General features: G+C 68.1%; 24 protein-coding genes. 15 read left to right on the top strand and 9 right to left on the bottom strand.

Features of this window, described 5'->3' with window-relative positions; genetic code table 11:
- Positions 1-94 precede the first annotated feature (94 nt).
- From LQV39_RS16110 to LQV39_RS16165, 12 genes are read left to right on the top strand one after another with little or no spacing between them, the layout of a single operon-like run.
- Positions 95-745 (top strand): cytochrome c3 family protein, encoded by a 651-nt coding sequence (locus tag LQV39_RS16110; protein ID WP_230027148.1) that lies wholly within the window; start codon positions 95-97, stop codon positions 743-745.
- Positions 742-3,564, top strand: a complete 2,823-nt coding sequence (locus LQV39_RS16115; protein ID WP_230027149.1) for a 4Fe-4S dicluster domain-containing protein — start codon at positions 742-744, stop codon at positions 3,562-3,564. The genes LQV39_RS16110 and LQV39_RS16115 overlap by 4 nt, the downstream gene beginning before the upstream one ends.
- On the top strand, positions 3,561-4,964 hold the full coding sequence (gene nrfD / locus LQV39_RS16120; protein WP_230027150.1) for an NrfD/PsrC family molybdoenzyme membrane anchor subunit: 1,404 nt from the start codon (positions 3,561-3,563) through the stop codon (positions 4,962-4,964). The genes LQV39_RS16115 and nrfD overlap by 4 nt, the downstream gene beginning before the upstream one ends.
- Entirely contained in the window at positions 4,961-5,494 is a 534-nt protein-coding gene (locus tag LQV39_RS16125; protein ID WP_230027151.1) for a DUF3341 domain-containing protein, read from the top strand. Before nrfD ends, LQV39_RS16125 begins: the two co-directional genes overlap by 4 nt.
- Entirely contained in the window at positions 5,491-6,105 is a 615-nt protein-coding gene (locus LQV39_RS16130; protein WP_230027152.1) for a cytochrome c, read from the top strand. The genes LQV39_RS16125 and LQV39_RS16130 overlap by 4 nt, the downstream gene beginning before the upstream one ends.
- On the top strand, positions 6,102-7,043 hold the full coding sequence (locus LQV39_RS16135; RefSeq protein WP_230027153.1) for a hypothetical protein: 942 nt from the start codon (positions 6,102-6,104) through the stop codon (positions 7,041-7,043). Before LQV39_RS16130 ends, LQV39_RS16135 begins: the two co-directional genes overlap by 4 nt.
- Positions 7,036-7,371: a hypothetical protein gene (locus LQV39_RS16140; protein WP_230027154.1), complete on the top strand. Its 336-nt coding sequence runs from the start codon at positions 7,036-7,038 to the stop codon at positions 7,369-7,371. Before LQV39_RS16135 ends, LQV39_RS16140 begins: the two co-directional genes overlap by 8 nt.
- Positions 7,368-8,156 carry an SCO family protein gene (locus LQV39_RS16145; protein ID WP_230027155.1) on the top strand — a complete coding sequence of 263 codons (789 nt, stop codon included), beginning with the start codon at positions 7,368-7,370 and terminating at the stop codon, positions 8,154-8,156. Before LQV39_RS16140 ends, LQV39_RS16145 begins: the two co-directional genes overlap by 4 nt.
- Positions 8,153-9,103: a cytochrome c oxidase subunit II gene (coxB, locus tag LQV39_RS16150; RefSeq protein ID WP_230027156.1), complete on the top strand. Its 951-nt coding sequence runs from the start codon at positions 8,153-8,155 to the stop codon at positions 9,101-9,103. Before LQV39_RS16145 ends, coxB begins: the two co-directional genes overlap by 4 nt.
- Positions 9,078-10,706 (top strand): cytochrome c oxidase subunit I, encoded by a 1,629-nt coding sequence (gene ctaD / locus LQV39_RS16155; RefSeq protein WP_230027157.1) that lies wholly within the window; start codon positions 9,078-9,080, stop codon positions 10,704-10,706. The genes coxB and ctaD overlap by 26 nt, the downstream gene beginning before the upstream one ends.
- Positions 10,703-11,386, top strand: coding sequence for a cytochrome c oxidase subunit 3 family protein (locus tag LQV39_RS16160; RefSeq protein WP_230027158.1), 684 nt, complete (start codon positions 10,703-10,705; stop codon positions 11,384-11,386). The genes ctaD and LQV39_RS16160 overlap by 4 nt, the downstream gene beginning before the upstream one ends.
- Position 11,387: 1 nt before the next feature.
- Complete coding sequence (locus tag LQV39_RS16165; RefSeq protein WP_230027159.1) at positions 11,388-11,717, top strand: cytochrome C oxidase subunit IV family protein; 330 nt, start codon at positions 11,388-11,390, stop codon at positions 11,715-11,717.
- Here the strand turns inward: LQV39_RS16165 and LQV39_RS16170 are convergent, their stop codons facing one another.
- From LQV39_RS16170 to LQV39_RS16205, 8 genes are all read right to left on the bottom strand, one after another.
- Positions 11,718-12,893 (bottom strand): family 1 glycosylhydrolase, encoded by a 1,176-nt coding sequence (locus LQV39_RS16170; protein ID WP_230027160.1) that lies wholly within the window; start codon positions 12,891-12,893, stop codon positions 11,718-11,720.
- Positions 12,890-14,050: an alpha-hydroxy acid oxidase gene (locus LQV39_RS16175; RefSeq protein WP_230027161.1), complete on the bottom strand. Its 1,161-nt coding sequence runs from the start codon at positions 14,048-14,050 to the stop codon at positions 12,890-12,892. The genes LQV39_RS16170 and LQV39_RS16175 overlap by 4 nt, the downstream gene beginning before the upstream one ends.
- A 1-nt stretch (position 14,051) precedes the next feature.
- Positions 14,052-15,683, bottom strand: coding sequence for a GMC family oxidoreductase (locus LQV39_RS16180; RefSeq protein WP_230027162.1), 1,632 nt, complete (start codon positions 15,681-15,683; stop codon positions 14,052-14,054).
- Entirely contained in the window at positions 15,680-16,291 is a 612-nt protein-coding gene (locus LQV39_RS16185) for a gluconate 2-dehydrogenase subunit 3 family protein (protein ID WP_230027163.1), read from the bottom strand. Before LQV39_RS16185 ends, LQV39_RS16180 begins: the two co-directional genes overlap by 4 nt.
- A complete protein-coding gene (locus LQV39_RS16190; RefSeq protein WP_230027282.1) occupies positions 16,288-17,055 on the bottom strand; it encodes a hypothetical protein in 768 nt (255 codons plus the stop codon). Before LQV39_RS16190 ends, LQV39_RS16185 begins: the two co-directional genes overlap by 4 nt.
- Before the next feature lie 185 nt (positions 17,056-17,240).
- Positions 17,241-19,025: a thiamine pyrophosphate-requiring protein gene (locus tag LQV39_RS16195; RefSeq protein WP_230027164.1), complete on the bottom strand. Its 1,785-nt coding sequence runs from the start codon at positions 19,023-19,025 to the stop codon at positions 17,241-17,243.
- Positions 19,022-20,023, bottom strand: a complete 1,002-nt coding sequence (locus LQV39_RS16200; protein WP_230027165.1) for an SDR family oxidoreductase — start codon at positions 20,021-20,023, stop codon at positions 19,022-19,024. The genes LQV39_RS16195 and LQV39_RS16200 overlap by 4 nt, the downstream gene beginning before the upstream one ends.
- A gap of 65 nt (positions 20,024-20,088) precedes the next feature.
- On the bottom strand, positions 20,089-21,240 hold the full coding sequence (locus tag LQV39_RS16205) for a GNAT family N-acetyltransferase (protein ID WP_230027166.1): 1,152 nt from the start codon (positions 21,238-21,240) through the stop codon (positions 20,089-20,091).
- A 29-nt stretch (positions 21,241-21,269) separates the two neighbouring features.
- Between LQV39_RS16205 and LQV39_RS16210 the strand changes: the two genes are divergently transcribed.
- The 3 genes from LQV39_RS16210 (at position 21,270) to LQV39_RS16220 (ending at position 24,128) form a co-directional block, all read left to right on the top strand.
- Positions 21,270-23,333 (top strand): NAD(+) synthase, encoded by a 2,064-nt coding sequence (locus LQV39_RS16210; RefSeq protein ID WP_230027167.1) that lies wholly within the window; start codon positions 21,270-21,272, stop codon positions 23,331-23,333.
- Positions 23,334-23,353: 20 nt separating this feature from the next.
- Positions 23,354-23,692, top strand: a complete 339-nt coding sequence (locus LQV39_RS16215) for a P-II family nitrogen regulator (RefSeq protein WP_230027168.1) — start codon at positions 23,354-23,356, stop codon at positions 23,690-23,692.
- A gap of 106 nt (positions 23,693-23,798) precedes the next feature.
- Positions 23,799-24,128 carry a response regulator gene (locus LQV39_RS16220; RefSeq protein ID WP_230027169.1) on the top strand — a complete coding sequence of 110 codons (330 nt, stop codon included), beginning with the start codon at positions 23,799-23,801 and terminating at the stop codon, positions 24,126-24,128.
- A gap of 3 nt (positions 24,129-24,131) precedes the next feature.
- Here the strand turns inward: LQV39_RS16220 and LQV39_RS16225 are convergent, their stop codons facing one another.
- The gene (locus LQV39_RS16225) at positions 24,132-24,737 is read right to left on the bottom strand and encodes a trimeric intracellular cation channel family protein (RefSeq protein WP_230027170.1); all 606 of its coding nucleotides are present in this window, start codon (positions 24,735-24,737) and stop codon (positions 24,132-24,134) included.
- Positions 24,738-24,748 lie beyond the last annotated feature (11 nt).

Raw genomic sequence — 24,748 nt, forward strand, 5'->3', positions numbered from 1 at the left:
GGCCCCTTGCCGGCGGAGGTCTATACTTATCGAGGTGGTGAAAAACACAACTGCAATTATACAAATCCATTATCCGACCTGAGTCGCCTTCGCAATGGCCGCGCCATTCTCCAAGCCCGCCGTCCTCGCCGTCAAACTGACGCTGCTGGCCATCCTCGGCCTGCTGGTGGCGGCGGTCGCGGCGGCGCACTGGCGCATGCGGCCGGCCTATGGCGTGCTGGAGCCGATCGCGCAGCCGATTCCCTTCAGCCACAAGCACCATGTCGGCGACGACGGCATCGATTGCCGCTACTGTCATACCTCGGTCGAGAAATCGGGCTTTGCCGGCATGCCATCGACCTCGATCTGCCTCAGCTGCCATTCCCAGCTCTTCCTCGATTCGCCCCTGCTCGCGCCGCTGCATGAAAGCGCGCGCACCGGTCGCCCGGTCCAGTGGGTGCGCGTGCACGACCTGCCGGACTTCGTCTATTTCGAGCACGACATCCACGTGAACAAGGGCGTGGCCTGCGTCGAGTGCCACGGCCGCGTCGACCAGATGCCGCTGACCTGGCGCACCGCCTCGCTCGAGATGCAATGGTGCCTGGGCTGCCACCGCAACGCGCCGCAGCACATCCGGCCGCTCAGCAAAGTATTGTCGATGGCGCCGCAGCGGCCCCTGACCCCGGAAGAGGTGCGCCAGCTGGACCGCCTGTACCGCCTGCGCAGCGCGAATGCGCTGACCAACTGCTCGACCTGCCACCGATGACGCACCATCACCATCCCGTCATCCCCATCCACGGCCCGCATCACGGTGAAGACGAGCCGGCGCGGCGCCGCTTCCTGAAGCTGATGGCGGCCTCCGCGGCCCTGGCTGGCGCCGGCTGCAGCGGGCCGCCGGCCGAGACCATCGTGCCCTATGTGCGGATGCCGGAGCAGGACGTGCCCGGGCTGCCGTTGTTCTACGCCAGCGCCTTCGTGCGGCGCGGTTTTGCGCATGGGGTGCTGGTCGAGACCAACATGGGCCGTCCGACCAAGGTCGAGGGCAATCCCGAGCACCCGGTTTCGCTGGGGACCACCGACGTCTTCACCCAGGCTTCGATCCTGCAGATGTGGGACCCGGACCGCTCGCAGACGGTGCAACGGGGCACGGAACTGTCGACCTGGGCGGCCTTCGAGGCGGCCTGGGAAGCGCGCCGTCCACACTTGGCGCGCGACGGCGGGGCGGGTCTGCGCATCCTGAGCGGCCCGGCGACCTCGCCGACCCTTGCCCTGCAACTGGCGGCGCTGCAAAAGCGCTACCCGGCCATGCGCTGGCATGCGTGGGACCCGCTACATGACGACGGCGCCGCGGCGGCCTCCACGCTGGCCTTCGGGCGCCCGCTCGATCCGGTCTACCGGCTCGAGCACGTGGCGGTGCTGCTGACCCTGGACGCCGACCTGTTCGGCGCCGAAGGCTCGCATGGCGGCGCGCTGGCGCATGCGCGCGCCTTCACGGCGCCGCGCCGGCTCGGCCTCGACCCCGCCGCCAGGCGCCTGTATGCGATCGAATCCACGCCGACCCTGACCGGCGCCTATGCCGACCAGCGCCTGGCGCGGGCGCCGCACGAGATCGAGGCGGCGCTGTGGCGCATCGCCGGCCTGCTGGGCGCGGCACCCGGCGGCGGCACGGCGCCCGACGGCGCGGCAGGCCGCTGGGAGGCCGCGGTGGCCAAGGCGCTGCGCGAGGCGAAAGGACGGGCGCTGGTCGTGGCCGGCCCGACCCTGAGCCCGGCCAGCCGCGCGCTGGCGCACCTGCTGAACCAGCGCCTCGGCGCGGAGGACGGCGCCGTGAGCTATATCGAGCCGGTAGCGCTGGGCGCGCCGGCGCATGCCGATGGCCTGGCCGAACTGGCAGCCGACATGCGAGAAGGCCGGGTCGACAGCCTGCTGATGCTGGACACGAATCCGGTCTACACCGCGCCGCCCGCGCTCGATTTCGCCACGGCCTTGCGCCGGGTGCCGCTGAGCGCCCACCTGGGCCTGTACCGCGACGAGACCGCGCGCGAATCGAACTGGCACCTGCCGCTGGCGCACTGCTACGAAGCCTGGAGCGACGCCCGTTCCCACGAAGGCACGGCCAGCATCGTGCAGCCGCTGATCGCGCCTTTGTACGGCGGACGCTCGGTCCACGAAGTGCTGGCGCTGGCATTGGGGGAGGTCAGCCGCGACGGCCGCGCGCTGGTGCGTTCGACCTGGCGGACGGGCGAGGACTTCGAGCAAGCCTGGCGCGAAAGCCTGCGCCGCGGCCTGGTGCCGGACAGCGCCGCCGCCACGGTGAAGGTGCGCACGGCGCCGCCGATGACGCAGCCCGCGTTGCAGGCACCGCCGCTGGTGGCGGTGTTTGCGCCCGATCCGGCAGTCGATGGCGGGGAGTTCGCCAACAACGCCTGGCTGCAGGAACTGCCGCGGCCCCTGACTTCGCTCACCTGGGACAACGCGGCCCTGGTCGGCCCCGGCACGGCGGAACGCGCCGGCCTGCACGACGGCGAGGTCCTGCGCCTGGAAGTGGACGGCCGCAGCCTGACGGCGCCGGTGCTGGTGCTGCCCGAGCAGGCCGAGGGCGTGGTGACGCTGCCGCTCGGCTACGGCCGCAGCGGCGCCGGTTCGGTCGGCAACGCGGTAGGCTTCGACGCCTACCGCCTGCGCCCGCAAAAGGCGATGCGGGCGCCGGTCGCGGTTCGCATGGCGCGTACCGATGCCGGCCACGTGTTCGCGCTGCGCCAGCGCGAGGTCGACATGCACGGGCGCGATCCGGTGCACGTGAAGGAGCTCGGGCGGCCCGTAGCCGCGCGGCGCAAGGAGGAAGAGGGCGGCAAGACCTCGCTGTATCCGGAGCGCCAATATGAGGAGTACAAGTGGGGCATGGCGATCGACCTGAACGCCTGCATCGGCTGCGCCGCCTGTACCGTCGCCTGCCAGGCCGAGAACAACATCCCGGTGGTCGGCAAGGACGAGGTGATACGCGGGCGCAGCATGCACTGGATCCGCGTCGACCGCTACCGTCAACATGGGCGCAGCCTGTTCCAGCCGGTGCCCTGCATGCATTGCGAGCACGCGCCCTGCGAAGAAGTCTGCCCGGTCGGCGCCACCGTACACGACGACGAAGGCCTGAACGTGCAGGTATATAACCGCTGCATCGGCACCCGCTTCTGCTCGAACAACTGCCCGTACAAAGTCCGGCGCTTCAACTTCCTGCAGTATTCGAACGAGAAGCTGGAGAGCCTGAAAGCCTTGCAGAACCCGGAAGTCACGGTGCGCAAGCGCGGCGTGATGGAGAAGTGCAGCTACTGCCTGCAGCGCATCACGCGCGCCCGCATCGACGCCGAAAAGCAGGGCCGCCGCATCGCCGACGGCGAAGTGATAACCGCCTGCCAGGCGGCCTGTCCGACTTCGGCGATCCACTTCGGCGACCTGAACGATCCGAACAGCGCCGTGGTGGCGGCCAAGGCCTCCAGGCTCGACTACGTGCTGCTCGAGGAACTGAACACCCGCCCGCGCACCAGCTATATCACGCGCGTGATCAACCCCGACCCGGAGCTGGGATGAGCGCGCCGCCTTCCTCCCTTGAACCCGGCGGCGACCAGCCGCGCTCGCGCGACAGCGCCGTGCTGCGCGCCGGCTGGGGCTACGCCGACGTCAGCGACAAGATCGCCGGCATCGTGCTGTCCGGGCGCTTCGGCTGGAAGTGGTGGAGCGCCTTCCTGGCAGCCAGCGCGGGCGTGCTGGCGCTGCTGGCGGCGGTCAGCTGGCTGCTGGTGAAGGGCATCGGCATCTGGGGCGTCGACATCCCGGTGGCCTGGGGTTTCGCGATCGGAAATTTCGTCTGGTGGATCGGGATCGGCCACGCCGGCACCTTCATCTCGGCCGTGCTGCTCCTGCTGCGCCAGAAATGGCGCACCTCGATCAACCGCTTTGCCGAGGCCATGACCCTGTTCGCGGCCAGCATCGCCGGCATCTTCCCCATCCTGCACCTGGGCCGTCCCTGGTTCTTCTACTGGCTGGTGCCCTACCCGAACGTGATGAACGTCTGGCCGCAGTGGCGCAGCCCGCTGGTGTGGGACTTCTTCGCCATCGCCACCTATCTGGCGGTGTCGCTGCTGTTCTGGTATGTCGGCTTGATCCCGGACCTTGCCACCTTGCGCGACCGCGCCGGAACACGCGGCCGTCGCGGCGCGCAGATCGCCTACGGCCTGCTGGCGCTGGGCTGGCGCGGCGAGGCGCGGCACTGGGCGCGCTTCCAGAACGCGTATTTGCTGCTGGCGGGATTGGCGACGCCGCTGGTGGTGTCGGTGCACACCATCGTCTCGCTCGACTTCGCTGTGGGGAACACGCCGGGCTACCACTCGACCATCTTCCCGCCTTACTTCGTGGCCGGCGCGCTGTTTTCCGGCTTCGCGATGGTGCTGACCCTGGCGATCCCGCTGCGCGCAGCCTTTGGGCTGCAGGATTTCATTACCGGCCGCCACCTGGCGAATGCGGCCAAGGTGCTGCTGGCGACCAGCTGGATGGTCGCCTACGGCTACCTGTCCGAGATCTTCACGGCCTTCTACAGCGGCGAGAAGTACGAGATTTACATGACCATCAACCGCTGGACCGGGCCTTACGCGCCGGTGTACTGGTCCATGTTGGCCTGTAATATCCTGCTGCCGCAGCTGCTGTGGAGCCGCCGCGTGCGCCACAGCGTGCCGGCGCTGTTCATGCTCAGCCTCGCGATCAATGCCGGCATGTGGATGGAGCGCTTCCTGATCGTGGTGTCCTCGCTGCACCGCGACTATCTGCCGTCCGCCTGGGGCATGTTCTACCCGACCATCTGGGACTGGATCACGCTTTTTGGCTCGATCGCGCTGTTCGTCTGGCTGTTCCTGCTGTTCGTGCGCTTCCTGCCGCTGATTTCGATGGCCGAGATGCGTGAGCTGGTGCGCGAGAGCGCCAAGGGTAAAGTATGAGCGCGCGAACCTGGGGCCTGCTGGCCGAATTCCCCAGCGCCGAGGCCTTGTGCGCGGCGGCGCGCCAGGCGCGCGACAACGGCTACACGCGGGCCGAGGCCTACAGCCCTTTCCCGATCGAGGGCCTGGACGCGGCGCTCGGCAACAACACCGACCGCACCGCGCCGGCGGCGCTGATCGGCGGCCTGCTGGGAGGAGTGGGGACGTATTTTTTGCAGTGGTATGCGGCGGTGGTCAACTACCCGATCAATGTTGGCGGGCGGCCGCTGCACAGCTGGCCGGCCTTCATTCCGGCCACCTTCGAGATCACGATCCTCGGCGCGGCGGTGGCGGCGGTGCTGGTCATGCTCGTCCAGAACGGCCTGCCCAGGCTCCATCATCCGCTGTTCGAGGTCGAGGAATTCGAACTGGCCAGCCGCAACCGATTCTTCCTCTGCCTGCCCGCGCACGACCCGGTGTTCGCACCGGGGCCGGCGCGCACGCTGCTCGAAGGATTGCAGCCCATGCTGCTGCGCGAGGTGCCGGCATGAGGGCGGCGCTTGGCATCCTGCTGTGCTGCTGCGGCGCGCTGGCGGGTTGCGAGCGCGCGAAACAGGACATGTACGACCAGCCGCGCTACAAGACCTTCGCCGGCAGCACCCTGTTCCCGGACGGCGCCACGGCGCGCATGCCGCCCGCGGGCACCCAGCCGCGCGCCCGCGGCGCCTTCGCCGACAGTTCGGGCGGACGGGTAGGGGCTGCGGCCGTGAACACCGATATCGCGGCCGAACAGGCGCAGAGCAATCCGTATCCTGTCGACCTGCGCCTGCTGGAGCGGGGCCGCGACCGCTACATGATCTACTGCCTGCCTTGCCACAGCCCGGTGGGCGACGGCGACGGCATGATCGTGCGGCGCGGCTTCCCGGCGCCGCCCAGCTTCCACCAGGACCGCCTGCGCGATGCGCCCGACCGCCACATCTACGAGGTGATCACCCAGGGCTACGGCGTGATGCTGCCCTATGCCGACCGCGTCGAGCCGGCCGACCGCTGGGCCATCGCCGCCTTCATCCGCGCCCTGCAGCTGAGCCAGCACGCACCCGCGGACAGCCTGCCGGCGGCCTTGAAAGCGCAACTGGAAGCGCAGCCGGGAGCCGCGCCATGAAGCGCATGCCGATGCCCGTCGCCGCCGGCGCGCTGCTGATCCTGGCCGTGGCCGGCATGGCCTGGCGCCCGGACCTGCGCGCGCTGCTGGCCGGCTATCTGGCGCTGTGGTGGTTCGGCATCGGCGTGCTGCTGGGCGGACTGGCGAACGTCTGGCTGCACCAGCTGACCGGCGGCGCCTGGGGCGAGACGATAAGGCCGCCGCTGCTGCGCGCCGCGCGCTGGCTGCCGCTGGCCTGCCTGCTGTTCCTGCCGGTGCTGCTGGGGATGCGCTTGCTGTATCCCTGGGCCGGCGGGCAGGTGCCGGAACCGGCGACGGACTTCCGCCGGTGGTGGTTCGATCCCGTCTTCTTCATCGTCCGCAGCGTGTTGTACCTGGCCATATGGAGCCTGCTCGCCTGGATCGAGACCCGCGCCCGCAGCCGCTCGGCGGCGCGCGCCGCCGCTTGCCTGCTGGCCTATGGCTTTTCGGTCAGCCTGGCCGCCGCCGACTGGATCATGTCGCTGCAGCCGGAATGGTATTCGAGCGTGTTCGGCTGGCTGGCCGCCACCGGCCAGATGCTGGCCGGGCTGGCGCTGGCGGTCCTGCTGATCGACAGGGAAGCCGCGCGCCAGCGCCTGCCGGACCTGGGCAACCTCTTGATGATGTACGTGCTGACCTGGGCCTACCTGGCCTATGTGCAGTTCCTGATCATCTGGGCCGCCGACCTGCCGCGCGAGATCGCCTGGTACCTGCGGCGCGACACGCCCGCCTGGCACGCCGTTGCCTGGGGCCTGCTGGCCCTGCACGGCGCAGGGCCGTTGATCATCCTGCTGTCGCGCCACGCCAAGCAGGCGCCGCGGGTGCTGGGCGCGCTGGCGGTGGTGCTGCTGGCGGCCCATGTGCTGGATTGCTGGTGGCTGGTGCTGCCTTCAGTGGGGAGGGCTGTTCATGGCTGACAACAGCGAAGACGAAGGCATCCACTTCCGCGCGATCCGGCGCGGGGCGCTGGCGATAGTCGGCGGCATCGTGTTCGCCGTGGGCGGTTCCTGGTGGCTGCTGCACATCCTGGGACCGGCCGCGAACACGGCGCAGCCACCGGCGGCCATCCCCGCGCCGCGCCTGCAGCCGGCGCCGCAGCAGGACAGCGCCGCCTACTTCGCCGAGAAGCAGAAGCGCCTGGACAGCACCGGCTGGGTCGACCGCGGCGCCGGCATCGCCCACATTCCGCTGGACGAGGCAATGCGGCTGGAAGCAGCGCGCCAACAAAAGGAGGCGAAGCCATGAGGCGCGTGCTGCAAGGCCTGCTTTTCCTGTTCGTGTGCTGGTCCCAGGCCGCCGGCGCCCAGGCCCTGCGCCTGCCGCCACAGCCGGAAGCCGGCTTCGCGCCCACGCTCGGCACGCAACTGCCGCTTGGCGCCATGCTGCGCGATGAAGCAGGCGCGCCGATCCGCCTGGGCAGACTGTTCGGCAAGGCGCCGGTGGTGCTGGTGCCCGGCTACTACAGCTGCCGAAACCTGTGCAGCACCCTGTTCGAAGGCGTGCTGCAGGCGCTGGCGCTGAGCGGGATGGCGCCCGGCAGCTACCGCCTGGCCGGCTTTTCGATCGATCCGCGCGACGGCGCGCAGGCCGCGGCCGGCAAGCGTGCCGCCTATGCATCGCTGCTGCCGGGCGGCGCGGCCGACCTGCGCATGTTGACTGGCGATGCGGCCACGCTGGCGCGGCTGGAGCAGGCGCTGGGCTACCGCGCCACCCAGGATGCGGAAAGCGGCGAATTCGCCCATGCCGCCGGCTTCGTGGTGGCCGACAGGGAAGGGCGCATCGTCCGCTATTTCCCGGGCGTGCGCTTCGAGCCGGCCGCACTGCGCACGGCTTTGCAGGCGGCGCAGGATGGGCAGCCCGCCGCCGCGAGTTCGCTCGGCCAGCGCCTGCTGCTGCTCTGTTCCCATTACGACCCCGCCACTGGTGCGCACAGCGCGGCGGCGATGGCGGCGGTACGCACGGTGGCGCTGCTGGCGGCGCTGAGCCTGGGCGGCTGGATATGGTATCGCCGCGCAGGGAGACGGTCATGACCGTCCCCTTCCACCTGCTGCCTGCCGACGGCGCCCAGTCGGCCACCCGCCTGGACAGCCTGGCCCTGTGCCTGCTGCTGCTGACCGGCGCGGTGGTCCTGATCCTGCTGGTGATGATGATCGCGTTCTGCATCCGCTACCGCGCGGCCTCGCACGCCAACCGTGCCGGCGCGCGCGAGAAGGATCTGGGTCTCGAAGTGGCCTGGACCCTGATCCCGCTGCTGCTTTTCCTCGGTCTGTACGCCTGGGGCGCGGTCGATTACGCCGCCCTGTACAGGCCCGACCCGGCCGCCACGCCGGTCTTCGTGGTCGCCAAGCAGTGGATGTGGAAGGCCGAGCACCGCAACGGCCGGCGCGAGGTCGGCGAGCTGCACCTGCCACTGGGACGCCCGGTGCGCCTGGTGCTCACCTCCCAGGACGTGATCCACAGCTTCTTCGTGCCCGACTTCCGCATCAAGCAGGACGCGGTGCCGGGGCGCTACACCTCGATCGGCTTCACGCCCAGCAAGGCCGGCGAGTACCGCCTGTTTTGCGCCGAGTTCTGCGGCACCGAGCACGCCATGATGACGGGGAAGATCGTGGTCCAGCCGCCAGCGGAATTCGCGCGCTGGCTGGCCGAGGGGCCGCGCCAGCCCGGCATGGCGCAGCGCGGCTTCGCGCTGTTCCGCAGCTACGGCTGCAGCGGCTGCCACGCGGCGGGGTCGAACGTGCATGCGCCGGATCTCACCAATCTGCTGGGACGGCGCGTGCACCTGCAGGACGGCCGCGAGCTGGTCGCCGACGAAGCCTATGTGCGCGACTCCATCCTGGTGCCGCGCAAGGACGTGGTGGCCGGCTACGAACCCATCATGCCTTCCTTCGCCGGCCAGATCGGCGAGGAAGACCTGCTGGCGATCATCGAATACATCAGGGAGAGCGGACATGACGAGCGCGCAGAGCGACCTTGAGCTCGAAGAGAAGGGCGAGAAGGCCGGCGCCAGCTACCTGAAGGAGGGCTACACGCTGTGGTCCTGGCTCGGTACGAAGGACCACAAGCGCATCGCGATCCTGTATGCGGTGTCGATCACGCTGTTCTTCTTCCTCGGCGGCGTGGCGGCGGCGCTGATCCGCCTGGAGCTGGCCACGCCCCAGGGCGACCTGGTGAGCGCGGATACCTACAACAAGCTGTTCACCGCCCACGGCGTGATCATGGTCTGGCTGTTCCTGATTCCTTCGATCCCGTCCGTGCTGGGGAATTTCCTGATGCCGCTGATGATCGGCGCGCGCGACCTGGCCTTCCCGCGCCTGAACCTGGCCAGCTGGTACCTGTACATGGCGGGTGGCGCCATCGTCCTGTGGGCGCTGCTGGCCGGCGGCGTCGACACCGGCTGGACTTTCTATACCCCGTTCTCGACCATGTTCTCGAACTCGCACGTGGTGCTGTGCCTGGTGGGGGTGCTGGTGGTCGGCTTCTCCTCGATCCTGACGGGCCTGAACTTCATCGTCACCGTGCACACCATGCGCGCGCCCGGCATGGGCTGGTTCCGGTTGCCGCTGTTCGTGTGGGCGAATTACGCGACCTCACTGATCCTGGTGCTGGCCACGCCGGTGCTGGCGATGACCCTGATCCTGGTGGCGATCGAGCGCCTGTTCCAGGTCGGGATCTTCGACCCCGCGCTGGGCGGCGACCCGCTGCTGTTCCAGCACCTGTTCTGGTTCTACTCGCATCCGGCCGTCTACATCATGGTGCTGCCGGCAATGGGCGTGGCCAGCGAGATCATCCCCTGCTACGCGCGCCGTCCGGTGTTCGGCTACCGCTTCATGGCCTACGCGATCCTGGCCATCGGCGTGATCGGCTTCCTGGTCTGGGGCCACCACATGTTCGTCAGCGGCCAGTCGGTGTATGCGGGCATGGTGTTCTCGCTGCTGTCCTTCATGGTCGCGGTGCCCTCGGCCATCAAGGTCTTCAACTGGACCGCCACCCTGTACAAGGGCCGGATCACCTTTGGTGCGCCGATGCTGTACGCGCTCGGCTTCGTCGGCCTGTTCACGGTCGGCGGCCTGACCGGCCTGTTCCTGGCCGCGCTGGCGCTCGACGTGCACCTGTCCGACACTTATTTTGTGGTGGCCCACTTCCACTACATCATGGTCGGCGGCTCGGTGATGGCCTACCTGGGCGGCATCCACTTCTGGTGGCCGAAGATCACCGGCCGCATGTACTCGGAAGCCTGGGGCAGGGTGGCGGCGCTGGTGATTTTCGCCGGCTTCAACCTCACCTTTTTCCCGCAATACCTGCTGGGCTATGCCGGCATGCCGCGCCGCTACCACAGCTATCCGGAAGAATTCCAGATGCTGCACGTGCTGTCCTCGGCCGGCGCGGTGCTGCTCGCGGTCGGCTACCTGCTGCCCCTCGGCTACCTGGGCTGGTCGCTGCGCTACGGCCGCAAGGCGCCATCGAATCCATGGCAGGCCACCGGCCTCGAATGGCAGACGGCCTCCCCGCCGCCCGAGCACAACTTCGCCCAGCAGCCGGTGGTGGTGCGCGAGCCTTACGCATACGCTAGCAAATGAGCGAGCAAATGAGCGCCATGGACACGGTCAAGCAGCCCCACGCCGAGCAGTTCAGCAGCCGCGCGCAGCAGGACTTCGCGTCCACCTTCGGCATGTGGGTCTTCATCGCCAGCGAGCTGCTGTTTTTCGGCCCGCTGCTGTTCGGCTACCTCTACCTGCGCGTGCACTACCCGGCAGCCAGCGCGGCGGCCAGCCGCCATACCGATTTCCTGCTCGGCACCGTCAACACCGCCGTGCTCCTGACCAGCAGCTTCCTGATAGCGCTGGCCGGTCATGCGGCCAAGGGCGGACGGCGGCCGCAGGCTTCAAAACTGCTGCTGGCGGTGGCGGCGCTGGGCATCGCCTTCCTTGTCATCAAGGGCTTCGAATACCGCAGCGAATTCCAGGAACAGCTGTTCCCGGGCGTGGATTTCCATCCTCAACATGGTGGACATCCGCAGGAGCAGCCCGGCATGGAGCTGTTCTTCATCCTCTACTTCGCGCTGACTGGATTGCACGCCCTGCACCTGACGATCGGCATCATGGTCTGCATCGTGCTGGCCTTTCTGCTGCGCCGTCCCGCGCCGGCGGCGCCGTCCGGCGAAGCGGTCGAAATCGCCGGCCTGTACTGGCATTTCGTCGACCTGGTGTGGATCTTCCTGTATCCGCTGCTCTACCTGGTCGGCAGGGCGGGGGGCTAGCATGGAACGCGGCACTCGCCCCATCGTACTGACCTGGCTGGCGCTGCTGGCCCTGCTGGCGCTGAGCGCGGGCACGGCCTGGATCCCGCTGGGCTGGATCAATACCGCGATCGGCCTGGCGGTGGCGACCGTGAAGGCGCTGCTGGTGGCCGTCGTCTTCATGCGCCTGCGCGCCGGCCATCCGCTGCTGCGCATGACGGCGCTGGCTGGCCTGCTGACCATGGCGCTGCTGTTCCTGCTGTCGGGCGCCGACTATGCCACCCGCACCGAAGCGCCGGCGCCGTGGCAGCAGCCGTCGACGGTGGCGCCGCGCCTCGGCGCGCATGAGTAATTAGACGGCGCCGAGCTTGCCGTTCCAGTCCGCGATCAGCTTTGCGTAGGCTTCCCCGACCGGCCGTATCCTGCGCTCCAGGTCGAACAGGCCGCGCGGATTGACCACGCCGCGCTGTTCGCGCAGCTCGATGTTCCAGTCCACCTGGTCGGTGAGCGAGTACCAGGTGAAACCGGTGACGGCAACGCCGGCCCGCTTCAGGCCCCGCACCAGCGCCCATTGCTTCGCCAGCCAGGCGCAGGCTTCGCCGTCCGGACCGTCGTCGCGGTTGGTTTCGGTGTGCATCAGCGGCAGGCGGTAGCGCTCCGCGTATTCCCTGGCGATAAGGGCATAGCCCAGCAGCTCGTCCACCGGCCGCATGCTGCCGTCCGTATCCACGTGGTGTTCGTTGGAGCGGTAGTAGTCGGTGCCGAGGATGCAGTGCTCGTGCAGGGCATGCGTTTCGAAGAAGCGCAGCTCGTCCTCCAGCATCCCGTTGTCCAGCACAAAGCTGCGCAAGTCAGGTTCCAGCGTGCGTCCGTAATTCAGGTCGAGCGAAAGGAAGCGCCGCAGGTTGCGCGTTTCGGCGATGGTCTCCGCCTCGGGGGCGGTGGCGTGGAAGTATTCGCTGGATTCGCTCTGGATGAAGACCGCATCGGCTTGCCGGCCGCGGATCGCGTGCATGGCCAGCAGGTTGGCCTTGACCAGGTGTTTCAAGGCCGTGACATAGGCGCGCTCGCCGGACAGCTGTTCGTTCCACAAGCCGTAGAGGGCCGAAAAGCGTGCGCACACGTACATCTCGTTGACCGGCGTGTACAGGCGCACCCATGGATAACGGCGTGCAAAATCGGCCGCATAAACCGCGAACAGCGCCGGGAAATCCGGATTCTGGAAATTGCCGACCCAGTCCGGCACGCCGAAGTGGCACAGGTCGGTGATCGGCTCGATACCGAGCCGCCGCAGCTCACCGAAGGCCCGGTCGGCAAAGTCCCAGTCGTAGCGCCCGGGACCCAGCCAGCTGCGGTGCAGCGGCACGCCGTAGCGCAAGAAGCGGATGCCGAGCCGGCGGGCCAGTTCGAAGTCGCGCTGCCAGTGGTCGTAGTGGCCGCATTCGGCCATCTGGTCGCGGCGGATGCGGCCATGGGCAATGGTCGGATTGCTGTTCTCGACCCCGCTGGCGAACATGAATGGGATCATCGGCGGCCCCCGAGCGGTGGCTGTGCGGTGACCACGCCGGGCGGCACTTCGGCCACGCTGGACAGGCCGGTCAGCATCATGCAGTCCTGCAGCTCCTGCTCGAACAGGGTCAGGGCGCAATGCACGCCGTCGCGGCCCTTCGCCGCCAGTCCGTACAGGCAGGCGCGCCCGCTCAGGCATGCTGAAGCGCCCAGGCCCAGCGCCTTGACGATGTCGCCGCCGGTGCGGATACCGCCGTCGAACAGGATCTCGATGCGGCCGCCGACCGCCTCGGCAATCTGCGGCAGCACCGAGATCGAAGACGGTGCGCTGTCCAGCTGGCGGCCGCCATGGTTGGAAACGATGATGGCGTCGGCGCCGATATCGAGGGCACTGCGCGCGTCGTCCGGATGCATCACGCCTTTCAGGATCAGCTTGCGCGGCCACTGCCTGCGCACCCAGCGCACGGTGTCGAGGTCGAAGGTCGGGTCGAACTGGGCCTCGATCCATTTCGACAGCGAGCCCACCGAACCGCCTTCCTCGATCTCGTGTTCGAGGTTGCCGAAGGTGTGGCGCTTGCTGCCCGTCATGCCGGCCAGCCAGCGCGGGTGGGTCAGCATGTCCAGCACGTTCTTCGGCGTGAGCCGCGGCGGCACCCCCAGTCCTTCCTTCTCGTCGGCCCAGCGCTTGCCCTGGGTGTGCAGGTCGATGGTCAGCACCAGCGCCGAACAGCCGGCCTGCTCGGCGCGGCGGATCAGGCTCTCGTTGACCTTCTTGTCCTTCATGAGATAGAGCTGGAACCAGAAGGGTTTTCCTGTGGCCTCGGCCACGTCCTCGATCGAGTTGATCGAGCAGGTCGACAGGCAGTAGGGCACGCCGTAGTCGGCCGCCGCACGCGCCGCCTCGCACTCGCCGTTCGGCCACATCAGGCCGGCCAGGCCGGTCGGCCCGATGGCCAGCGGGATGCGAGCCGGGTCGCCGGCCATGCTGACGACAGTGTCGCGGCTGGCCACGTTGCGCAGGCTGTGCTGGCGCAGCGCGAGGGCGCGCATGTCGTCGAGGTTGCGCTGCACCGTCAGCTGCTGCTCGCTGCCGCCGTGGATGTAGTCGAAAAGCACCGCTGGCAGGCGTTCACGGGCCAGGGTCTCGAGGTCGAAGATGCTGGCGATTTTGCTCATTTCATAGTTCTCCGCGTGCGGCCAGGGTCCGGATACGGTCGCCGATGCGGCAGGCCAGGGCCTGGATCGTGAGGGAAGGATTGACGCCGCCGCAGGTCGGGAACAGCGAGCCGTCGCAGATCCACAGGTTGCGCACGTCCCAGCTGCGGCCGTCGGCGTCGACCACGCTGTTATCAGGACGATTGCCCATGCGGCAGCTGCCGAGGATGTGGCTGGTGTCCTCGCTGGTCCACAGGTCCTTGCCGCCGGCCGCTTCCAGCATGCGGCCCATGAAGTCCAGCGCGTGCTGCTGCATGCGGCGGTCGTTGCTTGAATAGCCGAAAGCGACGTGGGCGATTGGCAGGCCGTGGCGGTCGCGTTCTTCGGCCAGCATGACGCGGTTGCAGGCGCGCGGCTCGGTCTCGGCCACCGCCACCAGGCCGCTCATGTGGTTGTAGTCGCGCATGGCTTCGCGCAGCGGCATGCCCCACAGCCCGCGCGAGGTGGCGACCAGCTGGGCCCAGGCGCGCGGCAGCGGGCCCTGGCTCATGAAGGCATAGCCGCCGTCGAAATCCTTGCCGGCGTCGGCGTAGTTCCAGTGCTCGCAGACGGCCATGTTGGGCGGCCCCTTGTTCCAGCGGATTTCCTCGTCGAAGCGCGCCCACACGCCGGGGCCGGCGTGGGTGGTCAGATGGGTGCCGACCAGGCCGGAACTGTTGGCCAGGCCTTGCGGGAAGCGCGGACAGGCGGAGTTCAGCAGCAGCCGCGGGGTCTCGATCGCATAGCCGGCCACCACCACGTTGCGGGCGCGCTGGAAGCGCCAGCGCTCGTCGCGGACGTAATGCACGCCGCTGGCCAGGCCATCCTCGCCCAGTTCGATACGGCCGGCCATGGCGAGGTCGCGCACCTCGGCGCCGGCGCGCAGGGCGCGCGGAATCCACACCACCAGCGCGCTCTGCTTGGCATTCGTCGAGCAGCCGAAATTGCAGAAGCCGCGGTAGACGCAGGGCGGCGATTTGCCGCGCGGCGCGGAGACGGTGGCCAGCGGCACCGGCGCCCATTTCACGCCCATGCGTTCCGCGCCGCGCGCCAGCACCAGGCCGGCGGCGTTCATCTCGTGCTCGTGGTAGGGATAGCGGCGGTGCGGCGGGCCCCAGGGATAGCGCAGCGGACCGGCAATCGCCAGCGCGCGCTCGGCCTCTTCGTAATAGGGCGCCAGCTCCTCGTAGCTGAGCGGCCAGTCGACGCCGTAGCCCAGCAGGCTGCGCGAGCGGAACCACTCGGGACGGAAGCGCAAGGAGATCATGCTGAAGTGGACCGTCGAGCCGCCCACGCCCCAGCCGGAGTTGTTGCCGCCGAGGGCGATCGGGTCGTCGCCGCTGGTGAGGCGCTCGTCCAGCCAGTACAGCTGCTGCTGGGATTCCTCGTCGGAGGCGAAGTCCTCCAATGGGCGCCAGAACGGCCCGGCTTCGAGCACGACCACCGAGAAACCGGCTTCGGCCAGCTTGCAGGCCAGGGTGGCGCCGCCGGCGCCGGCGCCGACGATGGCGAAGTCGACCGCTTCATCGTCGCCGTATTCGCGCATGGGCGTCCAGCCGCCGCGTGCGAACACGTCGGGTGCGCGTCCTTGTCCGGTGCGTGGCTGGCGGTTCATCGGCGGGCTTCCTTTGCCTCCCACGGATCGCGGCTGTCGAAGCCGAGGCGCACGTAGCCGCGCGGGCTGGCCGGGCCGCCGAAGCCGATCTCGTTCCAGGCCAAGGGATGCGCGTAGTAGATGCCGGCGGCGGCTTTCAGCAGCCAGTGGGTAAAAAAGCGCTCGGCGTGCACGGCTTGCCATTGCGGTGAGCGCGCCTCGTTCGCGGCCAGCGCCTGCAGCAGCGCGTCCTGTTCCGCGCCGTCGAGCGTGGTGAAGCCGCGACCATGGCGGACCTGCGCTTCATCGGCGAGGGCGGCCAGGCCCAGGCGCCAGCATTCGCGCAAGGGCGGCATGTCCGGATGGCGGTAGCCTTCGCCGCGATTCTCGTGCAGCATGGCGTCGATCCAGGGCGTGATCGGGATCGGTTCCGCGCGGTCGGGTTGGGGCAGAAGGCGGCGGTTGACGGCTTCGAGCAAATCCCACTCGGCTTCGCTGAGGAAGCGGCGCGGCGGAACCCGATGCAGACGCTGGGCCAGGACGCTGCGGGTGGTGTCGTCGAAGGAGGGGCTGTCCCATTTCGCCAGCACCTCGTAGCCCGGATAACGCGCGGGATGATGGGACTTCATGCGGCCTCCCGTGCGCGCCGTGGCGACGGACCGAGGTCCAGTGCGGCGCGCCCGGCCAGGGCCAGCGCGGAAAAGCTGGGCGGCGCCGGCAGCGGCGGGCCGCTCAGCAGGTTCTGGCTCCAGTTGCGCCAGCCGCCCATCTGGCGTGCGACGCCGCGCGCGTGCAGGGCAGTGCCGCCCACGCCCAGCAGGGCGGTGGCCGCCAGCCAGGCCCGCGTGAGTCGCGAGGGCGCGGCGCGCGGACCTACGGTCTCCGCTGCCAGCAGGGCGGCGCCAACGGGCGGCAGGCTCACCGGCAGCCACATCGCCGGGTTGTGGAAGGCGCCGCGGAAGTGCAGCAGGGCCGCTTCCATGCTGGTGCCGGCCAGGCCGGCGGCCGTCAGCAGGCCCAGCGCGCGGCGGCGCGGCAGATGCGCCAGGGTCGGCGCGCCGCGTCCGACCTCGCGCGCGGCCAGGCCCAGCAGGCCGGCCAGGGACAGCGCCGCCGGCGCGCCCAGCGGCGCCGCATAGAACAGGTTGCCCCAGGAGAGGCCGCCGGGCCGGCGCAGCACGTTATAGATGTGGAAGCCGAAGCCTGCCACGCCCACCGCGCAGGCAGCGCCAAAGGGTAGCGGGGAGGTTGCGCGCGCGGGCCGGCGCGCTGCCTGCGCGGCGCCGGCCAATGCGAGCGCGGCACTGGCCAGCGGCGCGAACATGCCGGGATTCTCGAAGCCGCCGCGGTAGTGTTCGAGCGCGCTGTCGCTCAGCACCGAGGCGGCCAGCATGGCGGAGGACAGGTAGAGCTGGCCGGCGGCGCGGTTATCTGCATCCTCGCGCTGGAATGGCGCAGGCAGCGGCGGCGCCGGGCGCGGACGTGATCGCGTGGCCAGCACCGCCGCCAGGCTCAGTCCAAGCGCGGCGGCGCCCAGCGCCAGCGCCGCCGGACTGGGCCCCGCTTCGGGCGCGGGGTTCACGATTTATCCTTGGGCAGGATCCCGCTCAAGACCTGGCGCGCCACGCCGGCCAGCATCGAGCCTTCCTTCGGATCGCCTTTTACGATCGTGCTCATGAAGGACTTGGCCTGCTCCAGCGTGATGTGCGAGGGCAGCGGCGGCACTTCCGGATCGGTCTTGAATTCCAGGACCACCGGGCGGTCCGCCGCGAACGCCTCGCGCCAGGCGGTCGCCACTTCTTCCGGGTTATCGCAGTAGATGCCCTTCAGGCCGATCAGCTCCGCAAAGCGGTGATAAGGCACGTCGGGGATCTGCTGGGTGGCGTCGAATTTCGGGTCGCCTTCCATCACGCGCTGTTCCCATGTCACCTGGTTCAGGTCCTGGTTGTTGAAGACGCAGACGATCCACCTTGGGTCCTTCCACAGGCGCCAGTACTTCGACACCGTGATCAGCTCGGCCATGTTATTCATCTGCATGGCGCCGTCGCCGACCAGGGCGATCACGGGCCGGCCCGAATGCGCGAACTTGGCGGCGATCGCATACGGCACCGCCGCGCCCATCGAAGCGAGGCCGCCGGACAGCGAATACATCTGGCCGCGCCGCACCCGCAAATCGCGCGCAAACCAGTTGGCGCAGGAGCCCGAGTCGCTGGTGACGATGGCGTCCGCCGGCAGCTGCGGCGACAGCTCCCAGGCCACGCGTTGGGGATTGAGCGGATTGGCCGGCTGCAGCGCGCGGTTCTCGAGCAGCTGCCAGGAATCCTTGACCTGCTCCTCGACGTGGCGGCGCCAGTCGCCGTCCTTCTGCTGCAGCAGCGGCAGCAGCAGGCGCAGGGTCTCGGCGCTGTCGCCGTGCAGGTTGACCTCGGCCGGATAGCGGATGCTGAGCATGGTCGGGTCGATGTCGATCTGCACCGCGCGCGCCTTGCCTTCTTCGGGCAGGAACTCCGCGTAGGGGAAGCCGGTGCCGATCATCAGCAGGGTGTCGCAGTGGGTCATCAGGTCCCAGCTGGCCTTGGTGCCGAGAATGCCGATCGAACCGGTCACCCAGGGCAGGTCGTCGGGCAGGGCAGCCTTGCCCAGCAAAGCCTTGGCGGCGCCGGCATTCAGGCGGTCGGCCACGGCGATCACTTCGTCGGTGGCCTGAAGGGCGCCGGCGCCGACCAGGATCGCCACCTTCTTGCCGGCGTTCAGGACCTCGGCCGCGCGTCGCAGATCGACCTCCTGCGGCACCACGCGCGGCTTGCTGTAGCCGATGCCGGACAGGATGGAGCCGTGCTTGCGCGGCGGGTCCTCATTCGGGAGGTCCTGCAGGTCGTTGGGCAGCACCAGCACGCCGATGCCGTTGCGGGCGATGACCGTGCGCATCGCGCGATCCAGCAGGTGCCGCACCTGCGAGGGCACCGCGGCTTCGTGCACGTAGTCGGCCACGTCCTGGAACAGGCGCTCCAGGTTCAGCTCCTGCTGGTAGTGGGCGCCGCGCGCCGTGCGCGGGGCCTGGCCGCAGATCGCCAGCACCGGCACGTGGTCCATCTTCGCGTCGTACAGGCCGGTCACCAGGTGGGCCGCACCGGGGCCGCCGGTCGACAGGCAGACCCCGGGCTCGCCGGTGACCTTGGCGTGGGCCGAAGCCATGAAAGCCGCCATCTCCTCGTGCCGCACCTGGATGAATTCGATCTTGTGTTTGGCCCGCTGCAGGGCGCCCAGCACGCCGTTGATGCCGTCGCCAGGGTAGCCGAAGATGGTGCGCACGCCCCAGTCGTACAGGCGTTCGACGAAAAAGTCACCGACGGTTTTGCTCATGCACTTCTCCTTTTCGATAAGCCATACAGGCCGGCGCCCAGGGCGGCCGCCGCCCACAGCCAGCCGCGGTGCTTCGCGGCCCAGAATTCCGGGCTGACGGTCCAGGCGTCGCGGTCGAAGCTGCCGTGGGCCGCGTAGGGGCCGGGCACTGGCGTCCACAGGTTGTTGGGCCGGTCGGCCGGGATGGGGTCAAGGCTCTGCTGGCCGGCGATGCCGGTGCGCGCCAGGTAACGGTCGAGCAGGCGCGGGACGAATTTCTCGGCCAGCACCGCGCCCAGGGTCGGGTAGCCGACGCAGATCTCGGCGCGCTTCGAATGCGCGGCCCACCAGATGGCGCGGCCGGCGACTTCCGGCTGGTAGCAGGTGCCGGTCGGCTTCGGGTGATGCGTCAGCGTGGTCTTGCACCAGTCGAACTGCGGCGTGTTCACCCCCGGCATGTCGACGATCACCAGGTGGACCTTGCTGTGCTCGTGTTCGAGCTCGGTGCGCAGCGACTGCGTGAAGCCTTTGATGGCATGCTTGGCGCCGCAATAGGGCGACTGCAGCGGAATCGAGCGGTAGGCGAGGGCGGAGCCGACCTGCAGGATGGTGCCGCGGCCGCGCGGCCGCATGCGCTTCAGCGCCGCCATCGTGCCCCACACGAAGCCGTGGTAGGTGACGTCGGTGACGCGGCGGTAGTCCTCGGGAGAGATGTCGGCGAAGGGCGCGAACATAGTGACCATCGCATTGTTGACCCAGATGTCGATGGGCCCCAGCTCGGCCTCGGCGCGCTGCGCGGCGGCTTCGACCTGGGCGTGGTCGGCGGTATCGGCGACGATGGCGATGGCTTGCGGCGAGCCGAGGCGCTCGGCTTCGGCCCGCGCCGCCTCCAGGCGATCGGGCTCGCGCGCGATCAGCGCAATTCTTGCGTGATGCTGGGCGAATTCGCGCACCGCGGCGCGGCCGATGCCCGCGCTGGCGCCGGTGATCACCACCACTTCCTGTGCCGGGTCCCTCATGGCTGCTCCTTGCGTTTGCCAGGAGTAGTGAAGCTTAGCACCAGGCGGCCAGGAGCCGCGCCACGTTATGTTTGTGCAAATGTATTTGGCTTGAATGGATTACGATCGTTCAACTCATCGATATACTCGTCGATCCCGCCGCTTTCCCGCTCCAGGAAGCGCTCCACCGCATCCGCAAAGCTCGGGTGCTTCAGCCAGTGCGCCGACCAGGTCCGGGTCGGCAGGAAGCCGCGCGCCATCTTGTGCTCGCCCTGGGCGCCGCCCTCGAACACCTGGATCTTTTGCTCGATGCAGAATTCCAGCGGCTGGTAGTAGGCGGTCTCGAAGTGCAGGCAGGGCACGTGCTCGAGCGCGCCCCAGTAGCGGCCGTAGAGCGTGGTCTCGTCGTGCACGACCAGCGAGGCGGCGATCGGCTCGCCGTCCCGCTCCGCCAGCACCAGCAGGAGGTTTCGCGGCATCTCGCGTCCGATGCGCCGGAAGAATTCCAGGTTCAGGTAGGGCTTCGAAAAATGCTCTGCATAGGTGTGGCGGTAGCAGCGCGTGAAGAAGCGCCAGTCCTCGTCAAGGGCATCGACGCCGCGCACCCGGCGCATGGTGATGCCGGCCTCGAGCACCTTGCGCCGCTCGGCGCGGATGTTCTTGCGCTTCTTCTGTTCCAGCGTGGCGAGGAAGGCCTCGAACGAGGCGTAGCCGGCGTTCATCCAATGGAACTGCACGCCGCTCCGCAGCAGATAGCCCGCCTCGGCCAGCTGCCTGGCCTCTTCTTCGGGCGGGAACAGGAGATGGGTCGAGGACACGTCGGACGCCTGCTGGACGCTCTGCAGGACTTCGATCAGGGCGGCGCGCGCGGCAGCGTCGACCGCCATCAGGCGCGGACCCGTTACCGGCGTGAAGGGGATTGCGCTCAGCAGCTTCGGATAGTACTCGAGGCCGTTGCGCTGGTAGGCGTCGGCCCAGGCCCAGTCGAACACGTATTCGCCGTAGGAATGCCCCTTTACGTAGAGCGGCAGGGCGGCAGCGAGCTGGTCGCCCTCATACAGGACGATGAACTGCGGCTGCCAGCCGGTCTCCGGGCTGGCGCTGCCGGATTCGTGCAGGGCGTGCAGGAAGGCGTAGGAGAGGAAAGGGTTGGCGTTGGACTGCCGGGCTACCAGGGCGTTCCAGGCCGTTTGGCCGATCTCGGACAAGGAGGAAGCGATATGCGTGCGATAATTCAAGATGACTTCCGAATAATGAAAAGCTGAACATGGACAAGCGATTCTTCAATCTGTACTCGCACGACTTTGCGCGCGTTGCAGTGGCCAGCCCGCGCTGCCGCGTCGCCGACCCCGCTTTCAACGTCCAGGAGACGCTGCGCCTGGCGAAGGAAGCGGCCGATCAGGGCGCCGTGCTGGTCGCCTTTCCGGAACTGGGCCTGTCCGCCTACAGCTGCGACGACCTGTTCCACCAGCGCGCGCTGCTCGAAGCCGTCGTCGACGCCCTGGGCAAAGTCGTCGAGGCCTCGAAAACCCTGCCGCTGGCCATGGTCGTCGGCGCGCCGCTGCGCGTGAACCATGTGCTGTTCAATTGCGCGGTGGTGGTGGCCGGCGGCCGCATCCTGGGCGTGGTGCCGAAGTGCTACCTGCCCAATTATGGCGAATTTTACGAAAGCCGGCAGTTCAGTGCGGCGGACAACGCAGCGGTGGACCGTATTACGCTGCTCGGCCAGGACGTGCCCTTCGGCCCGGAGCAGCTGTTCGAATTAGAAAATAACCCCCTATTCCGCTTCCACGTCGAGATCTGCGAAGACGTCTGGGTGCCGGTGCCGCCGTCCTCCTTCGCGGCCCTGGCCGGCGCCACGGTGCTGGTCAACCTGTCGGCCTCGAACGTGGTGGTGGGCAAGAGCGGCTACCGGCACCAGCTGGTGAGCCAGCAGTCGGCGCGCTGCCTGGCGGCCTACCTGTACACCTCGGCCGGCCTGGGCGAATCGAGCACCGACATGTCCTGGGACGGGCAGTCGCTGATCTACGAAAAGGGCGACCTGCTGGCCCAGTCCGAGCGCTTCCTGCAGGAGTCGCACCTGATCTTCGCCGACGTCGACCTGGAGCGCCTCTCGCTCGACCGCATGCACACGACCACCTTTGCGCAGTCGGTGCGCCGCCATGCCGGCGAGGTCGAGAAATTCCGCACGACGCGCTTCGCCCTCGAACTGCCGCTGCACAAGGACCTGCCGCTGGATCGCACCATCGAGCGCTTCCCCTACGTGCCGGCGGACGGCAAACGTCGCGACGAGCGCTGCACCGAGGTCTACAACATCCAGGTCCAGGCCCTGCTGCAGCGCCTGCAATCGTCCGGCCACCAGAGGGTCGTGATCGGCATCTCGGGCGGGCTGGACTCGACCCATGCGCTGCTGGTCTGCGCCAAGGCCATGGACCGCCTCGGCCTGCCGCGCACCAACATCCTCGCCTATACGATGCCGGGCTTTGCCACCAGCGAACGCACGCTCAGGCAGGCGCGCGAGCTGATGGAAGTGGTCGGCGCCACCGCCCACGAAATCGACATCCGCCCCAGCTGCATCCAGATGCTGAAGGACCTCGGCCACCCTTACGCCGAGGGCAAGGAAGAGTACGACGTCACCTTCGAGAACGTGCAGGCGGGCGAGCGCACCTCCCACCTGTTCCGGCTGGCGAACCACCATCACGCGATCGTAATCGGCACCGGCGACCTGTCCGAGCTGGCGCTGGGCTGGTGCACCTATGGCGTGGGCGACCACATGTCGCACTACAACGTGAACGCCAGCGTGCCCAAGACCCTGATCTCGCACCTGGTGCGCTGGGTGGCCGATACCCACCAGATCGGGGATACGGGCTCCGATGTGCTGATCAAGGTGCTGGAGACGGAGATCAGCCCGGAACTGGTGCCCGGTAAAGCCAGCGACGAGGGCAGCAAGCCATCGCAGGTGACCGAAGACTTCATCGGCCCCTACGAGCTGCAAGACTTCAATCTCTACTACACGCTGCGCTACGGCTTCGCGCCGACCAAGGTTGCCTTCCTCTCGTACAGCGCGTGGCGTGACCGCAGCGTGGGTCCGTGGCCGGAAGGCGGCAGCCCGGCGCGCAACGAATACGGCCTCGCGGCCATCAAGAAAAACCTGGGCATCTTCTTGTGGCGCTTCTTCAAGACCAGCCAGTTCAAGCGTTCCTGCGTGCCGAACGGACCGAAGGTCGGCAACGGCGGCTCCCTCTCGCCGCGCGGCGACTGGCGTGCGCCCAGCGATTCGGAAGCCACGGTGTGGATGGAACAGCTGGCGAAGATCCCGGACCAGGCATAACCAACGACTAGGAGAAAACCATGAAACAGATCACCTGCGTAATCAAACCCTTCAAGCTGGACGAAGTGCGCGAGGCCCTGGCCGAAGTGAACGTCACCGGCCTGACCGTGACCGAAGTAAAAGGCTTCGGCCGCCAGAAGGGTCACACCGAGCTGTATCGCGGCGCCGAGTACGTGGTCGATTTTTTGCCGAAGGTAAAAATCGAGGTCGTGGTCGACGACAATATGACGGAACAGGTGGTGGACGCCATCATCAAGGCCGCGCGCACCGGCAAGATCGGCGACGGCAAGATCTTCGTGCAGGAAGTCGAGCAGGTGATCCGTATCCGTACCGGGGAAACCGGTCCCGACGCTGTCTAGAACACGCTTGGCGTTTCTATCGGCCTCATGTTACATTTCTTGTTTAAATGTTACACGAGGCCATAGGCCGGGCAGATGCGTGGATGAGTTGACGGGAAAACACATATTGGTAGTCGACGACGAAGAGGCGGTCGGCTACGTTTTCGAGCGCTACCTGGCGATCAAGGGCTACCGCGTGTCGGTGGCCCATAGCGGGGAACAGGCGCTGGAAAGCTTCCAGGCGGACCTGCCCGATCTGGTCATCAGCGACTACAAGATGCCGGGCATGAACGGCGACGAATTGCTGCGCCGCCTGCGCGCAATGCAGCCGGGCCTGCCGGCTGTGATGATCTCGGCCAATCCGATCGACGTCGGGCCGATGCTGGATGGCGTCGCGTTCTTCCCCAAGCCGGTCTCGCTCGACACCCTGGTCGAGCATCTCGAAACCGTGCTCTGAAAATCAGCGTCCCACCTGCACATTGAAGCGCCAGGTCAGCAGGCGCAGGCCGCTGATGAAGAAGGCGCTCGACCACAGGGCGAACTCCCTGGGAATGCCATACATCCCCATCAGCAGGAACAGCCAGCATCCGAGGAAGGCGCAGATCGCATAGGGTTTGCCGTCGCGGAACACCATCGGCACTTCATTGCAGACGATGTCGCGCAGGACCCCGCCGAAGATCCCGGTGATCACGCCCATCATTGAGGCAATGAAGATCGGCATGTGGGCCTCCAGTGCCGAGGACACGCCGGCGACGGAAAACAGGCCGAGACCCAGGGCATCGGCGATCACGATCAGGCGTTCGGAGACGATGTGGCGCAAGGTCTTCATCAAGGGCGAGGCCACCAGCGCCAGCACGAAGATCAGGATCGCGTATTCCTGGTGCTGGACCCAGAACAGCGGCCGCCTGTCGAGCAGGATGTCGCGCAGGGTGCCGCCGCCGAATGCGGCGATGAAGGCGACGGTGAACACGCCCACCAGGTCCATGCGCTTGCGGCGCGCTTCGATGAAGCCCGAGAACGCGCCGACCAGGACGGCGGTGATTTCAATGACGGTGACCAGTCTCATGCAATGTGGGC

The sequence above is a fragment of the Massilia sp. Bi118 genome (assembly GCF_918697865.1).
In the GTDB taxonomy this organism is placed as follows: Bacteria; Pseudomonadota; Gammaproteobacteria; order Burkholderiales; family Burkholderiaceae_D; genus Telluria.

Bases quoted from the DNA above. Each gene is read 5' to 3' on its own strand.
- LQV39_RS16115 (WP_230027149.1), top strand. From the start codon at position 742: ATGACGCACCATCACCATCCCGTCATCCCCATCCACGGCCCGCATCAC.
- ctaD (WP_230027157.1), top strand. From the start codon at position 9,078: ATGACGAGCGCGCAGAGCGACCTTGAGCTCGAAGAGAAGGGCGAGAAG.
- LQV39_RS16125 (WP_230027151.1), top strand. From the start codon at position 4,961: ATGAGCGCGCGAACCTGGGGCCTGCTGGCCGAATTCCCCAGCGCCGAG.
- coxB (WP_230027156.1), top strand. From the start codon at position 8,153: ATGACCGTCCCCTTCCACCTGCTGCCTGCCGACGGCGCCCAGTCGGCC.
- nrfD (WP_230027150.1), top strand. From the start codon at position 3,561: ATGAGCGCGCCGCCTTCCTCCCTTGAACCCGGCGGCGACCAGCCGCGC.
- LQV39_RS16110 (WP_230027148.1), top strand. From the start codon at position 95: ATGGCCGCGCCATTCTCCAAGCCCGCCGTCCTCGCCGTCAAACTGACG.
- LQV39_RS16200 (WP_230027165.1), bottom strand. From the start codon at position 20,023: ATGAGGGACCCGGCACAGGAAGTGGTGGTGATCACCGGCGCCAGCGCG.
- LQV39_RS16195 (WP_230027164.1), bottom strand. From the start codon at position 19,025: ATGAGCAAAACCGTCGGTGACTTTTTCGTCGAACGCCTGTACGACTGG.
- LQV39_RS16225 (WP_230027170.1), bottom strand. From the start codon at position 24,737: ATGAGACTGGTCACCGTCATTGAAATCACCGCCGTCCTGGTCGGCGCG.
- LQV39_RS16140 (WP_230027154.1), top strand. From the start codon at position 7,036: ATGGCTGACAACAGCGAAGACGAAGGCATCCACTTCCGCGCGATCCGG.
- LQV39_RS16210 (WP_230027167.1), top strand. From the start codon at position 21,270: ATGGACAAGCGATTCTTCAATCTGTACTCGCACGACTTTGCGCGCGTT.
- LQV39_RS16145 (WP_230027155.1), top strand. From the start codon at position 7,368: ATGAGGCGCGTGCTGCAAGGCCTGCTTTTCCTGTTCGTGTGCTGGTCC.
- LQV39_RS16215 (WP_230027168.1), top strand. From the start codon at position 23,354: ATGAAACAGATCACCTGCGTAATCAAACCCTTCAAGCTGGACGAAGTG.
- LQV39_RS16175 (WP_230027161.1), bottom strand. From the start codon at position 14,050: ATGAGCAAAATCGCCAGCATCTTCGACCTCGAGACCCTGGCCCGTGAA.
- LQV39_RS16185 (WP_230027163.1), bottom strand. From the start codon at position 16,291: ATGAAGTCCCATCATCCCGCGCGTTATCCGGGCTACGAGGTGCTGGCG.
- LQV39_RS16190 (WP_230027282.1), bottom strand. From the start codon at position 17,055: ATGCTGGCCGCCTCGGTGCTGAGCGACAGCGCGCTCGAACACTACCGC.
- LQV39_RS16135 (WP_230027153.1), top strand. From the start codon at position 6,102: ATGAAGCGCATGCCGATGCCCGTCGCCGCCGGCGCGCTGCTGATCCTG.
- LQV39_RS16170 (WP_230027160.1), bottom strand. From the start codon at position 12,893: ATGATCCCATTCATGTTCGCCAGCGGGGTCGAGAACAGCAATCCGACC.
- LQV39_RS16180 (WP_230027162.1), bottom strand. From the start codon at position 15,683: ATGAACCGCCAGCCACGCACCGGACAAGGACGCGCACCCGACGTGTTC.
- LQV39_RS16130 (WP_230027152.1), top strand. From the start codon at position 5,491: ATGAGGGCGGCGCTTGGCATCCTGCTGTGCTGCTGCGGCGCGCTGGCG.
- LQV39_RS16165 (WP_230027159.1), top strand. From the start codon at position 11,388: ATGGAACGCGGCACTCGCCCCATCGTACTGACCTGGCTGGCGCTGCTG.
- LQV39_RS16160 (WP_230027158.1), top strand. From the start codon at position 10,703: ATGAGCGAGCAAATGAGCGCCATGGACACGGTCAAGCAGCCCCACGCC.